The 12,826-nt window shown below is 61.8% G+C and carries 11 protein-coding genes; 5 read left to right on the top strand and 6 right to left on the bottom strand.

The window, feature by feature from the left end; all coding sequences use genetic code 11:
- Nucleotides 1-29: 29 nt before the first annotated feature.
- The 3 genes from repC to repA form a co-directional block, all read right to left on the bottom strand.
- Nucleotides 30-1,355 carry a plasmid replication protein RepC gene (gene repC, locus ILFOPFJJ_RS18075; RefSeq protein WP_173511942.1) on the bottom strand — a complete coding sequence of 442 codons (1,326 nt, stop codon included), beginning with the start codon at nucleotides 1,353-1,355 and terminating at the stop codon, nucleotides 30-32.
- A gap of 156 nt (nucleotides 1,356-1,511) precedes the next feature.
- Entirely contained in the window at nucleotides 1,512-2,516 is a 1,005-nt protein-coding gene (gene repB / locus ILFOPFJJ_RS18070) for a plasmid partitioning protein RepB (protein ID WP_173511941.1), read from the bottom strand.
- Nucleotides 2,517-2,519: 3 nt separating this feature from the next.
- On the bottom strand, nucleotides 2,520-3,713 hold the full coding sequence (repA, locus tag ILFOPFJJ_RS18065; protein ID WP_376741434.1) for a plasmid partitioning protein RepA: 1,194 nt from the start codon (nucleotides 3,711-3,713) through the stop codon (nucleotides 2,520-2,522).
- A gap of 770 nt (nucleotides 3,714-4,483) precedes the next feature.
- On the opposite strand from repA, the gene ILFOPFJJ_RS18060 reads away from it, so the two are divergent.
- From ILFOPFJJ_RS18060 to ILFOPFJJ_RS18045, 4 genes are all read left to right on the top strand, one after another.
- Nucleotides 4,484-4,669, top strand: a complete 186-nt coding sequence (locus tag ILFOPFJJ_RS18060) for a hypothetical protein (protein WP_173511939.1) — start codon at nucleotides 4,484-4,486, stop codon at nucleotides 4,667-4,669.
- Between the two features lie 129 nt (nucleotides 4,670-4,798).
- A complete protein-coding gene (locus ILFOPFJJ_RS18055) occupies nucleotides 4,799-5,185 on the top strand; it encodes an ester cyclase (RefSeq protein ID WP_173511938.1) in 387 nt (128 codons plus the stop codon).
- 358 nt (nucleotides 5,186-5,543) lie between these two features.
- Nucleotides 5,544-6,299 (top strand): histidine utilization transcriptional repressor HutC, encoded by a 756-nt coding sequence (gene hutC, locus ILFOPFJJ_RS18050; RefSeq protein WP_173512490.1) that lies wholly within the window; start codon nucleotides 5,544-5,546, stop codon nucleotides 6,297-6,299.
- Nucleotides 6,300-6,656: 357 nt separating this feature from the next.
- On the top strand, nucleotides 6,657-8,618 hold the full coding sequence (locus ILFOPFJJ_RS18045; RefSeq protein WP_173511937.1) for an elongation factor G: 1,962 nt from the start codon (nucleotides 6,657-6,659) through the stop codon (nucleotides 8,616-8,618).
- Between the two features lie 62 nt (nucleotides 8,619-8,680).
- Here the strand turns inward: ILFOPFJJ_RS18045 and ILFOPFJJ_RS18040 are convergent, their stop codons facing one another.
- Both ILFOPFJJ_RS18040 and ILFOPFJJ_RS18035 read right to left on the bottom strand, forming a co-directional pair.
- Nucleotides 8,681-9,265, bottom strand: a complete 585-nt coding sequence (locus ILFOPFJJ_RS18040) for a dioxygenase family protein (RefSeq protein ID WP_173511936.1) — start codon at nucleotides 9,263-9,265, stop codon at nucleotides 8,681-8,683.
- A gap of 180 nt (nucleotides 9,266-9,445) precedes the next feature.
- Complete coding sequence (locus ILFOPFJJ_RS18035; RefSeq protein WP_173511935.1) at nucleotides 9,446-10,645, bottom strand: multidrug effflux MFS transporter; 1,200 nt, start codon at nucleotides 10,643-10,645, stop codon at nucleotides 9,446-9,448.
- A 218-nt stretch (nucleotides 10,646-10,863) separates the two neighbouring features.
- Here ILFOPFJJ_RS18035 and ILFOPFJJ_RS18030 point away from each other — a divergent pair, with 218 nt between their 5' ends.
- Nucleotides 10,864-11,568: a TetR/AcrR family transcriptional regulator C-terminal domain-containing protein gene (locus tag ILFOPFJJ_RS18030; RefSeq protein ID WP_173511934.1), complete on the top strand. Its 705-nt coding sequence runs from the start codon at nucleotides 10,864-10,866 to the stop codon at nucleotides 11,566-11,568.
- A gap of 10 nt (nucleotides 11,569-11,578) precedes the next feature.
- Here the strand turns inward: ILFOPFJJ_RS18030 and ILFOPFJJ_RS18025 are convergent, their stop codons facing one another.
- A complete protein-coding gene (locus tag ILFOPFJJ_RS18025) occupies nucleotides 11,579-12,787 on the bottom strand; it encodes a BaiN/RdsA family NAD(P)/FAD-dependent oxidoreductase (protein ID WP_173511933.1) in 1,209 nt (402 codons plus the stop codon).
- Nucleotides 12,788-12,826 lie beyond the last annotated feature (39 nt).

Here is a 12,826-nt window from a genome sequence, read left to right as displayed (position 1 = left end):
TGCGCTCCTCCCGAACGGCTAGGCCCGCCCTAATGCGCAAGCACAAGTCCTCCGGGCTCCTTCCCTGCCCGTCGCTTGGCGCGGCTCAACGCGACGATCATCGGAGCAAGCGTAAATTCCTGCCGCTGCGCCCGCTTCGTGAGCTCACGCAGGTAACCGCCTGGCGATGTGATGTGCTCAGCCCTTTCGAGAATGCAGGCGACGACGGTGGCGGCGTTCTCGCAACCAAGGACGGAGCAGGCCGCATCATAGGCATCGGCGCTGACGTTGAGCATGGAGCGGACGACGATCGCCGCCGTCATCAGGTCCTTCCAACTGGAAATCCGGCCGGAAGGCCCATAGTCGGCGATCTGCGGGCAGGCCTGCAGGATGGCGAGCAGCGGGATTTCACGATGTGGTCTTTGAGATGGCGTGACCGAGCGATCGGCGGCTGCCGACGACCACGGTGCGCCGCCAGGCGCCGGGCTCGGTAAGCGTTCGGTCAAAGTCGTTGCCGGGCTCGCTTCGACGTCGTTTCGTAAAAATGGTTCCGATCCTTTTCCCAAGCCACGTTCAGATTCAGATAGGGAGTCTGGATGTGTATTCTGTATGTGGCATCCATTCTGGCGATCATTGATGTCCATTTTTCCGGAATTCAGTAATTTTTCCAATTGATTGGTAAGATCGGACCGAAGACGCTCCATCGAGCCGAGGAGAGCCTCGATGTCGGCGGGCGAGGGCTTACGGGGAAGCTGGGTGGTGAGGTGCTCAAACAGGAGCGCATAGTCCTGCCAGTCGCCTTGCGGAGCGTTTTCGCGGACGAGATCCAGCAACTTCGCAACGTCGCGCCGGCAGAGGCTCAGTCTCTCACGCATCACGCGCAGATGCTGCCGTTCAGCGGCAAGCTGCGCCGAGGTGGTTTCGAACTCGGCCGCGCGTGCGATCAGCGGTGAGAGATCGAACCCGAAGGCTTCTCCGACAGAACCGCTGTGGCTTCGCCGGGCGTAGCGCTTGCCGTTGGGGCTATCGCGTCGAAGGATGAGGCCAGCATCGACAAGGGCCGCGAGGTGGCGGCGCAACGTCGTTCCAGCCATGCCATGCGCTCGAAGCGAGAGCTGTGCATTCGATGGGAAAACGACGAGGCCGCTCCCCTTTGCGAGCTCGGAGCCCGGATAAAAGCTCAGCAATGCGTTCAGCACCGCCAGCGATCGATCCGACACGCCGACGACCGTCTTCGCTTCACAGAGCCAGCGAAACAGTTTCCATTTGTCGACCGATCGCTCCGCCTCGGTGCGGCTCGCGGTGATTTGACTTGAGAGCATCCCAAGCGTCATCGGCCGCCGCCCAAAGGGCGTCGTCACACTTCCACGTTCCATTTTTCTTCACCTTATCCAAGGCAAAAGAAAATCGTTCGCCGAAACGACGTCAAAAACTCTTGACACTGATTCGCGGAAATGGGATTCTCAGGTTGCTACACGAGAGAAGGGTTTCCGCAGCGCTAGTCGTTCGGAAGCCTTTTTCTTTTGCTCTGTTTAATCTCCTGTTTCCTGTTGGTATTCGACGTACAGAGATTGCAGCCTCTGCCTCACGAAATCGGCAAAACCCGGCGCAACCTTCTTGCTGAAGGCGAGAGTCGTTTCCGACTCTGTCTCGCGGATGCGCACGGGGCGTGTACGGTCAGGTGCGGTCCAGGCTTCCGCCTTTGATCGCTCCTTGGCGGTGCTGAGAAAGCTGAACAGTTTCTCGAAGCGCTGATCGCTTTCACCCGTCGGAAAATCGGCTTGCTCGACAAATCCGAGCGCCCGCGTTCGGCTGCCGTCGAGATCGAGAAGATCGGCCAGTTCCATCCATCGCCGACGCCCAAAGGACGGGGCGGCACCGACCGCCTCGATCACTTCGACCGGCAATCGACGAACGATGGTGATCATCTTCGACAAGGCCGCTTTGTCGACGCCGAGCGCCGACATGATGATCTCACGGGAGAAGCCGCGATCTTCAAGCCGGGTCGCAAACAGCGCGCGTTCGATGAAGGAAAGATCGGTGCGGGCGTTGTTCTCCTGTCCTTGGGAGACGACGAGCTGTTCGTCGCTGAGGTTGCGAATGACCGCCTTGATCTTCCCGCCGATCTCACGCAGTGCCGCAAGCCGGCGGTGGCCGTAGGCGACCTGATAGCGCTCCTTCGCGGTCGGGTGCGGACGCACCAGGATCGGGACCTGTTGTCCGTGGTCGCGGATCTGTTGCACCAGCGCGGCCTGCGCCTCGGCCGTAACGCCCAGCCGGTCGACGACGAAAGAAGCGTCGATCAGCGAAGGGTCGAGATCAACGATCGATTGCCCTTCGGCAAGCTGGCGCTCCAGTTCTTCAGCGCGCTCCACCTTCTGGGTGATGTTCGATAGCGACCTGGTGATTCCGCCGACGAGACCGCTTGGCCGGTGGCCTTGCGCGAGGCCGGCGATCGGGCGCTCGACGGCCGGCCGCTCTCCTTCGATCGGGGCAGTCGAGCCGTCAGAAATGCCGATCAGGTTCTTGCGCGCCATCGATTACTTCCTTCCCCAGACCTTGCGGACCATCTCTTCGATCTCCGCGTTGACGAGAGAGAGCGAGTCCATCGCCCGGTCATAGGTGCCGCGTATGAATTGCGAGCGTTCCACCTCGTAGAGCGTCTGTTTGGTGACGCCGGCGTCCGAGATGGCGGTCGACTTCACCATGGCATTCTGGAGCATGCGATTGCCGAAGATCGCCCGCATGAAGCCGGTCATCTGGCTTTGGGGACCATCGTTTGGCTCGAAGCGTGTTACGAGATAGCGCATCCAGTCATAGCTGGTGCGGCCGCCCGCCTTCTCGACGACAGCCATGAGGTCGCTCGTCATCGACAGGAATTGCGACATCGACATCACGTCGAGCATTTGCGGATGCACGGTGATGAGCACCGACGTCGCCGCGCAGAGCGCCGACATGGTCAGAAAGCCGAGCTGCGGCGGGCAGTCGATGACGACGATGTCGTAGAAGCCCTCGATCTCGGAAAGCGCCTCACCGATTCTTGCGAAGAACAGCGTCTCGGATGAGCCGCCGATCATCGCCTTAGGTGTCTCGTGTTCGAACTCCATCAGCTCGAGATTGCCGGGGATCAGATGGAGATTGGTCGTGTAGGTGGCGCGGACGACGTCGGCGATGGAACGCGGGCTGTCGTAGCGAATGGCGCCATAAAGTGTTTCTGCCTCGCCGACGTCGAGCTCCGGCTGATGGCCGAAGAGGGCGGAAAGCGAGGCCTGGGGATCGAGATCGATCGCCAGTACGCGATAGCCGCGGAGCGCGAGATATTGGGAAAGATGGGCCGACGTCGTTGTCTTGCCCGAACCGCCCTTGAAATTCATGACCGAGATGACCTGGAGCTTTTCGCCCGGTCGGCGGTGGGGGATGTATTTTCCGGTCTTGCTGCCCTCGTCGAGCACACGGCGGATGCGATCGATGTCATCGACGGCATACATGCGCCGACCGTTTGACAGCGGCTCCGGCCCGTGGCCTTCTGAAGCGATCTGGCGAAGATAGCCTTCACCGATTCCGATGAAGGCAGCCGCCTCGGCCGGCGTGAACAGCCGCATGGTTTTTTGTGCAGTCGGGGAGAAGATCTTTTTCTGATGTTCCTGCAGCTGGTGAGCGAGTTCCTGAGCGTCGGCGGACAGCAGTGATGGCAAATGCTCCTGCTCCTCAAGACCCTGGATTCTCTGTTGCAACATCGTCATCTCCGGAAAACTGCGCAAAATTCGCCAATAGGAACCAATCTGCGCAGATATACTATGCGCCGATTCGCTGCCAATTTACAAACGCTTAACAAAATGCCCTTTTATGCGCTGCGCGGGTCGCAGTTTATGAATTTCACTGTTTACGAGTTGTCCGCGGACAACTTTACCGGCGACCTTCAACGCGGTTGTCCGCGGACAACCGGCGAGTTCGTCCGGGTGTCGTCAACGTGCCCACGTCGCCACCGGTTCAATCGACAGGATGACGATGCCGCAAGCGATGCTCGCGATTTGGCTAGGTGTGAACCAAACTAATGGACGCTACGCAGGTCCGATCGGAGGCTGGTCCGTCGTCGGTCGGCGCGACAGCTCGCAGTGTGATCGGCGCAGCGGAAGGTGATGGCCGCGCAGTTGGTCTGGAAATGTGGTGATTCCATCCGGCCTGTCCTTCCCGTTCGGATCGAGGGGTCAGTTGCGCGGCGTTTGTCGCGTGCTGCTGAAGCCGCGGCAGGGTTGGAACGCGGGCCTAGTGCTTTGAATTCATTTGATCCCTGTTTGGGCGATCGCTGCCACAAAGCGGCTTCGATCAATCGAAGCGTATGGGGCACCATCGCAGATCGGCTCTGCCGCCCGAGGAACTCCCGCATCCGTCGAGCCCTCGGTCGGCAGCAGGAGTGATAGAACATAAATTTAGTAGACTATTGACAGCATGCTGGATTGTGGCAGGCTTGTGTCTCGAAAACGCGAGCAGGGAAGGGCGCTGCATGTTCTATCTCGGTGGAATGACGCTTGGCTATTTCGAGCCGCCGGCGCCGAAAGCGGTGATGCGCGGCGAGAAGACCGCCTCCAGTCTCGTCCGTGGCGATGCTTCGGCGGAGCGCGAACGGGAGCAGGAACAGGAACAAGAATGGGCACGCGCCTTCCTGACGCCCTGGCATCTCTTCTACTAGGCTCGAGGCTCGCATCGGAAATGACCGCCGCGGCTTAGAACATGCAGCAATTCGAGGCGTTACTGCGTCCTTTGCCCTCTGACAAGACGGACGGCATTGTAGACTTGGAGCAGTACGGAGGCAGCTGCCATGACAAAGACCCGTCTCTCCGACATCTACCGAAGCTACATCGACTGCCTGAACAAACAGGACTGGCCGAATTTGGGCCAGTTCGTTCATGATGACGTTCACTACAACGGCGAGCTGATCGGGTTATCAGGCTATCGTGAGATGCTGGAGGGAGATTTTCGCGCGATCCCCGACCTCCATTTCGATATCCATCTGCTCATCTGCGAACCGCCTCTTGTAGCGAGCCGTCTGCGCTTCGACTGCACGCCGACAGGACTCCTGTTTGGCCTCCATGTAAATGGGAAAAGAGTCTCGTTCACCGAGAACGTGTTCTATGAATTTGAGGACGAGAGGATCGAGAAGGTGTGGTCCGTCATAGACAAGGCCGCCATCGAAATACAACTTTAGTGCAAAAAATGTCCGGAACGGTCGCTCTACGGCAAATTTTGCAGGTGCGCTCAGGGTCAATAAAAGTCAACGGGGAACCGGCCGGCCCAAGGTTGAGTCAGTTTCGGGGCCGGGCGATCCAGCAAGGGGAGGGGGCGACTTTCTGTATGTCTCTGCCGGGCGCGGACGAACACCGATCGCTGCACGCCCGCTGTCCATGGCGGCATTGGGCATGTTCTTCCGGAACTGCATGAGGCCGTCGTAACAATTTGATTGTGCAGCATCCTGCGTGGATAAACGGCGGGCGGCCTCGCCGGGGCTGTCGCCGCGGCAGGAATTGTTTAAGGTGCGGGGTCAGTCACCAGCCGAGGGTCCCGCCATTTCCACTGATCGTTCTTCCCAGGAGGAAAACCGTCAAGAGCAGCCGCTTTCCCTGCATCAGCGGATCCTCAGCGACGTCGAGGGGCACATCATGTCCGGCGACTGGCCGCCGGGATATCGAATTCCTTTCGAGCACGAGTTGACGGAGCAATATGGTTGCTCGCGCATGACCGTGAACAAGGCGCTGACCGAACTCGTCAAAAAGGGATTGATCGAGCGGCGGCGTAAATCGGGCAGCTATGTCACTTTTCCGCACGTCCAGTCCGCGGTCATGGAAATCCACGACGTCAAGCTCGAGGTGCAGTCGCTCGGTCTCGAATACGGCTACCGTCTCGACGAGCGGCATGTCCGCAAGATCAGTGCTCGCGATTCGGGACGCATCGACCTGCCAGCCTCGTCGCGGTTGCTCGATATCACCTGCCTGCATCTGGCAAGCGGCCGACCTTTTTGCCTCGAGGAACGGCTGATCAGCCTTTCGGCGGTGCCGGAGGCGGAAGCGGAGCCGTTCGATGCCGTCGCCCCCGGCTCCTGGCTGCTCGGCAAGGTGCCCTGGAGCACGGCGGAGCATCGTATCCGCGCCGTGGCGGCAAGCCGCCAGGCCGCGCAGGCCCTCGGTGTCGCGGTTGGATCCCCCTGCCTCGTCATCGAACGGCGGACCTGGAGCGGCGGTGCGCCGGTCACCAGCGTTCGGCTGACCTATCCGGGCGATCGCCACGAGCTGGTCGCGGAGTTTGCGCCGAGCGCCATCGGTTGACGGTGCGACGAAGGGTGAATGCAGGCCTGGCGTTCATCCTGCCGTGTCGCACTTTCGCTGCCGGGTTCGCGGCCTTTTCCCGAGATAGTCGATCTCAGCTTGCGTAGCGACGGGCGCGGGTGCACCCTTGGTAAAGCCTTGACCTCGCGAGGGGAGGGAACGGCGTCGGAGAAAGGACCGATCTCCGGCGCATTGCGCCGTGCGGGACATCTTGGCTGCTTGCATGTTCCTTGGATCGCAACGGATTTGAGGAGAAAACATGCAGCAATTCAAAGTGCTACAGCGACTCTGCGCGTCTGAAAAGACACACTACGGCGCTGTAGAGACGTGTCATCGTGGTAGATTGGAGGATCGCCGATGCGCTGCTTCACGGTACTTGGGCCTTCGCAGACCGGAAAATCCACGCTCGTGGAAAAGCTGGGTCTGCTTGAAGGCCAGCCAAGAAAATCCGCCTCTCCCTATGGGTTGAGCGTGACGGAGTTCGAATTCGGAAACGAGGAGTGGTGTGCGCTCGACACGCCCGGAACGAACGAAGCGCTGGCGCATGTGCAGGATGCGCTTCTCGCCAGCGACGCCTGCGTGCTCTGCGTTTCGCCGGCCCCGGACGAAGCGGTGCTCGCGGCACCTTACCTCAAGGCGATCGAGGCGTCGGGGACGCCCTGCATTCTTTTCGTCAACCGCATGGATGAGCCCAGAGAACGGCTCAGAGACGTCGTCGCCGCTCTCCAGGACTATTCCAACCACCCTCTCGTGCTGCGGCAGATCCCGATTCGCGACGGCGACAAGATCATCGGCAGTTGCGACCTGATTTCGGAGCGCGCCTGGCGCTACCGGGAAGGCCAGACGTCTGCGCTTTTCGAGCTTCCAGAAAGCGTCATTGACCGCGAGCACGAGGCGCGGACCGAGTTGCTCGAACATCTTTCCGAATTCGATGACTGGCTGTTGGAAGAGCTGATCGAGGACCGCGAACCGGCGAGCGATGCGATCTATTCGATCTCGAAGCGGGTCTTGAGCGAAAACAAGATCATCCCGGTGCTGGTCGGCGCCGCAAGCCACAGCAACGGCATTCTGCGGCTGATGAAGGCGCTTCGTCACGATGCGCCACGGGTCGAGGCGCTGCGGACACGCCTTGCCGCTGCCGCCGGCATCTCCGATACGACGCTCTCTGCCGTCAGTTTTCATGCCCATCATCGTCCGAGCGTCGGCAAGACCGTGCTTGTTCGCGCCCTCCAGAACGGCGTGAAGCAGGGGGCGGCCCTCGGCGGCGCCGGTCTCGGGGCCCTGCAGGACCCGGCGAACGGCCGCCCTATAGCATCGGCGACGCCGGCCCCCGGCCAGGTCTTCGCCGCCGTGAAATCCGATCACCTCATCGTGCCGTCGCTGTTGACGGCCAATGCCACGGTGGCGCCGCCGGAATGGACGGCGCCCCCAACGCCCATGCTGGAACGCATCCTGGTGCCGGAAAGCGAGCGCGACGAAACCAAGCTCTCCGAAACGCTCGCCAAGCTTTCCGAAACCGATCGCGGGCTCAAGGTCATGCAGGAGGAGGGGACCGGCGCGCAACTGGTCTGCGCCCAGGGGCCGGTGCACCTGCGCGACCTCTGCCGGACGCTCTCCGATGTCTTTCACGTCCAGGTCAGCGAGCAATCGCCGAGCCCCGTCTATCGCGAGACGATCTCGAAGTCGTCGGACGTGCACTATCGTCACCGCAAACAGACCGGCGGCGCCGGTCAGTTTGCGGACGTGAAGCTCAGCGTTCATCCCAATGAGCGCGGCGGCGGGTTTACCTTTGCCGAAACCGTCAAGGGCGGCGCCGTTCCGAGGAACTTCATACCGGCGGTCGAAGCAGGCGCGCGCGAGGCGATGGACAAGGGCCCGCTCGGCTTCAAGGTCATCGATGTCGGCGTGATGCTGACCGACGGTCAGCATCACTCGGTCGACAGTTCGGAATACGCGTTTCGCACGGCCGGAAAGATGGGCGTCCGTCAGGCCCTCTCGCAAGCCTCGTCCGTGCTGATGCAGCCGATCTTCCGCGTGGAGATCCACATTCCTTCCATCTATTCCGGCAGTCTCGTGCCGATCGTTTCGACACTCAAAGGGCAGGTCCTCGGTTTCGACCGGGACGAGGGCGCGAAGGGATGGGATATCTTCCGCGCTCTCGTTCCCGGGTCCGCGCTCGACGATCTGGCACGTTCGCTACGATCGGCCACGCAGGGGATCGGCTACTTCTCCAAGAGCTTCGATCATTTCGAGGAGCTTTATGGCAAGGAAGCGCAGAGCGTGATCACGGCGCATGGAGCGCATTCGAACGAACATTGAGTGAAACTTCGCGAGACCGCTGCGAGGGATATCCTCAGAGGCGGTCTCGCACCTTTGGGGCTTCAGACGACGAAATCGAAGCGGCCGAATTTCCCGTCGGCGGTGTTGCTGATCTCGAGCAGAAGCGCATCCGAATACAGGCGGTCCCGCGCGTTGCCCGGTTCGTTCGGAAAGAAGAGCTGCGTCGTAAGCAGCCTGCCGCCCCGACGCTGCACGCGAAGATGATAGTGCCGGGTCCTGCCGGAATAACGCGCTGGAACGACCGTGGCGAACCACCAGCGGCCGTTCGCATCGGTGAACTGGTGCGCGCGCAGCCGGAAACCGCTCGTGTCGTAGGCGCCCGTCTCGTCGGCATGCCAGATTTCGACGAGGCTGTTGCCGAGCGGCCGGCAGTCTCTGTCGAGAACATAGCCGGCCAGCGTAATGCGCTCGCCACCGGGGGAATCGGCAAAGAGCTCATGACGCATGGGCGCGTCGGGTTTGTAGAAGGGACCTGCTGTCCGTGCGAGGGTGAGGTCGCGATCGTTGCCGCAGGCGGGCGTCAGCGGCACGCGGGGCCGTTGCGCGGCGGCCCCTTGGATGCTCGCGATGGGCAAGGCCGGGATCGCGAGAAATGCGGTCAGCAGAGAACGTCGCGTTGGAAGCATGGCGGGCTCCTTTCACGCTCCTATCGGGCGCGGCCCCGGTGCTCCCCGTCAAACATCGCGGTGCGCCGCACCCGTCTGTCGACGTTAGCACGTAATCGACGGGAGCAGCTTCACAAAGCGTTCATCGGCGCGCGACCGCGAGTGGCCCGCGCATCCTTTCGGGACGCGCGGGGAATTCGTTTATTCCGCGGCGACGACCGGGCGGCGACGGCCGATCGTTGCCTGGGTAACAAGGAATGCTGCAAGCGCGCAGAGCGCGATGCCGGCGGCCATCGGCAGCGCCGTGCCGTCGAAGAAGATGCTGGTGATGACCATCGCCACGGCGGAGGTGACGAAATGCAGCGTTCCCATCAGCGCCGACGCGGTGCCGGCGATTTCGCCGTGATCTTCCAGCGCCAGCACTGCCGACGTAGGGATGACGAGACCGAGGACGCCGTAGCCGACGAAGAGGAAGGCCGCCATGACCGGCAGTTGATTGATGCCGAGGTTCATGACCACGAACATGCTGACCATGGTCAGCGCGAACAATATCACCGCCATCCGCATCAGCCGGACGAGACCGAAGCGTTCGCCAAGCCAGCCGGTCGCCTGCGATACGGCGAAGAACGAGACCGCGTTGATCGAGAAGGCGAAGCTGTATTGCGTCGGCGTCAGGCCGTAATGGTCGATCAGGACGAAGGGCGAGTTCGCCAAATAGACCAGGAAGCTCGAGATGCCGAGGCCGCCGATGAAGGCCAGCGTCAGGAAGTTGCGGTCGCCAAGGAGCAGCCGGTAGGCGGCCATGGCGCTGGCAACAGTGCTGTCCGACCGATGCTCCTTCGGCCTTGTCTCCTCGAGTTGCGTCGAAAGCAGGATGAGACCGATGATGGCCGCGATCATCACCGCATAGAAGACGCCGCGCCAGCCGTAGAATTCGATCACCGCGCTGCCGGTCAGCGGTGCGAGAATCGGCGAAATGCTGAAGACGAGCATGAGCAGCGACATCAGCCGCGCGGCCTGGACGCCGGTGTGCATGTCGCGCACGACCGCGCGCGGAATGACCATGCCGGCGGCACCGCCGATGCCCTGAAGGAAGCGGAAGGCGATTAGGGTTTCGATGTCGCTCGCCACCGCGCAGCCGATGCTCGCCACCGCGAAAAGCCCGATGCCGAGATAGAGCGGCGCCTTGCGCCCCCAGATATCCGAGAGCGGGCCGTAGACGAGCTGGAACAGCGCGAAGGAGATGAAGAAGGAGAGCAGGCTCAGTTGCACGACGTGGTTTTCAGCGCCGAGATCCTTGCCGATCGACGGCAGGGCCGGAAGGTACATGTCGATCGCGAAGGGTCCTATAGCCGATAAAAGGCCGAGAATAATCGCAGTGCGTAAAAATGAGGTCGTCATGATGATGCTCTTTCAGAAACCGCGAAGGCAGAGCCGGATGTATCTGCCGGCCCATCGCTGTCGCCAAAGGTTGAAATGGAAAAGCAGCCACCGGAACTGCCTGGATGCGGCTTGGGAGGATCACACCGGCGCGGCGACCGCTTGTGTCAAATAATCTGGACACACGTGTAAAATTAGACACCATTGTCTAATTCGTCAACACGTCTTATTTTCAGGGCATGAAAAAACCGAACGCGCCGCAACCGAAGACAGGCGGCCCCACCCCGAAAGGCCAATGCGCCAAACGCGTCTCGATATTGGATGCTGCCGCCGACGTGTTTTGCCGCGAAGGCTTTGCCGGCGCCAGCATCGACGAAATCGCGATGGAAGCCTGCGTCTCTCGGCAGACCGTCTACAACCACTACCGCGAAAAAGAGACGCTGTTCATGGCGGTCGTCCAGGACATCATGGATCGCGCCAATGGCGCGCTGTTTTCCATTCTGGCGACCTTTCCCGACAACGGCGACAATCTCGAAGACGATCTGACCGCCTTTGCCGTCCGTCTCAACAAGAACTGCGTGTGCAATCACGACGGAAAATTCATCCGCAAGCTGGTGCAGACGGAGGGCGAGCGTTATCCGCATCTCTTCGAGATCTGGCGCCAGCAGGGACCAGGCAAGATCGGAACCGCTTTATCGGCGCTCTTTGCCCGGCTTTCCCATGTCGCGCGGCTGGACATCGACGACTTCGACCTTGCCGCCAAGCAGTTCCTCGCTCTGGTTAACGCCGATCTGCCGATGAACAGCTTCTTTGGCGGAGTGCCGACGGATGAGGAACTCGAGAAGGCCGCCCGCGCGGCGGTGCGGACGTTCCTGCGCGCCTATGGCGGAAAGCCGGCTAAGGGCGCAGGGCAGGTCGAAGAACTCCGCGAAGAGCCGGTCTAACCGGACTCCGCTACCGCTGCAGCCAGGCCTCGATCCCGCGTGCCGCCGCCCGCCCCGTGGCAAAGCAGGCGGTCAGCAGATAGCCGCCGGTCGGCGCTTCCCAGTCGAGCATTTCGCCGGCGACGAAAACACCCGGAAGCGCCTTCAGCATATAGTCGTCATCGATGGCATCGAGGCGAACGCCTCCCGCCGACGAGATCGCCTCCGCGATCGGCCGGGGTCTGAGAACCGGTATCGGCAAGGCCTTGATCAGCCCGGCGAGATGCCGGGGATCGGCGTGAGGTGCGGCGGGTGCCATTTCCCTGACCAGCGCGGCCTTGACGCCGGCAAGGCCGGCAGCTTTACGAAGGCGGTTGGAAAGACTCGCCTTACCGTGCTGCCGCGCAAGATCACGGGCAAGCCGTTCGACTGTTCGTCCGGGCACGAGATCGAGCACGAGCGCTGCCTCGCCATTTCTTTCGAGCTCGTCGCGCAGGTTCGACGCATGGGCATAGACGAGGCTGCCCTCGATGCCGTGCCGCGTCACCACGAATTCGCCCGGGAAGACGCCGGCATCGGACGCAGCCGTCACCGATTTCAGCGGCTCGCCCGCGAAACGCTCGCGAAAGATCTCGCTCCAGGCGACGTCGAAGCCGCAATTCGCGGGTCGAAAATCGCTGATATCGACGCCTCTGTCGCGCAGTAAAGGCAACCAGCCGGCATCGGAGCCGAGTCGCGGCCAGCTTGCGCCGCCGAGCGCCAGCAAGACGGCGTCGCAATGGACGATCGTCCGCCCCTCCGGCGTTTCGAAGACATAGCCGCCGTCATCGAAACCCGACCAGTGATGGCGGGTGAGAACCCGGACGCCCCGCGCCTCCAGCCTGCGCAGCCAGACGCGCAGGAGCGGCGAGGCCTTCATGACCTTCGGAAAGACGCGGCCCGACGAGCCGACAAAGGTTTCCGTGCCGAGCTCGGCCGCCCAGGTCCGCACATCGTTCGGCGTGAAGGCGTCGAGGGCGGGGCGCAATCGATCCGACGCGGAGCCGAAGCGCGTCGCGAAATGCGCATAATCCTCGGCGTGGGTAATGTTGAGCCCGGATTTCCCGGCGAGCAGGAATTTGCGCCCGACCGTCGGCATGCTGTCATAGACGGTCACGGCATGGTCGAGGCTGGACAACACGTCCGCCGCCATGAGGCCGGCAGGCCCGCCGCCGATGATCGCGATCTCTCTTCTTTTCATCCGCCCGTCCGACGCCTAATCCCTGGCTGCACTCTTTGC

The sequence above is a fragment of the Sinorhizobium psoraleae genome (assembly GCF_013283645.1).
GTDB classification, from domain to species: domain Bacteria; phylum Pseudomonadota; class Alphaproteobacteria; order Rhizobiales; family Rhizobiaceae; genus Sinorhizobium; species Sinorhizobium psoraleae.
This window is presented reverse-complemented; position numbering and strand designations above follow the sequence as displayed.

Bases quoted from the DNA above. Each gene is read 5' to 3' on its own strand.
- repC (WP_173511942.1), bottom strand. From the start codon at position 1,355: ATGGAACGTGGAAGTGTGACGACGCCCTTTGGGCGGCGGCCGATGACG.
- repB (WP_173511941.1), bottom strand. From the start codon at position 2,516: ATGGCGCGCAAGAACCTGATCGGCATTTCTGACGGCTCGACTGCCCCG.
- ILFOPFJJ_RS18060 (WP_173511939.1), top strand. From the start codon at position 4,484: ATGTTCTATCTCGGTGGAATGACGCTTGGCTATTTCGAGCCGCCGGCG.
- ILFOPFJJ_RS18055 (WP_173511938.1), top strand. From the start codon at position 4,799: ATGACAAAGACCCGTCTCTCCGACATCTACCGAAGCTACATCGACTGC.
- ILFOPFJJ_RS18045 (WP_173511937.1), top strand. From the start codon at position 6,657: ATGCGCTGCTTCACGGTACTTGGGCCTTCGCAGACCGGAAAATCCACG.
- ILFOPFJJ_RS18040 (WP_173511936.1), bottom strand. From the start codon at position 9,265: ATGCTTCCAACGCGACGTTCTCTGCTGACCGCATTTCTCGCGATCCCG.
- ILFOPFJJ_RS18035 (WP_173511935.1), bottom strand. From the start codon at position 10,645: ATGACGACCTCATTTTTACGCACTGCGATTATTCTCGGCCTTTTATCG.
- ILFOPFJJ_RS18030 (WP_173511934.1), top strand. From the start codon at position 10,864: ATGAAAAAACCGAACGCGCCGCAACCGAAGACAGGCGGCCCCACCCCG.
- ILFOPFJJ_RS18025 (WP_173511933.1), bottom strand. From the start codon at position 12,787: ATGAAAAGAAGAGAGATCGCGATCATCGGCGGCGGGCCTGCCGGCCTC.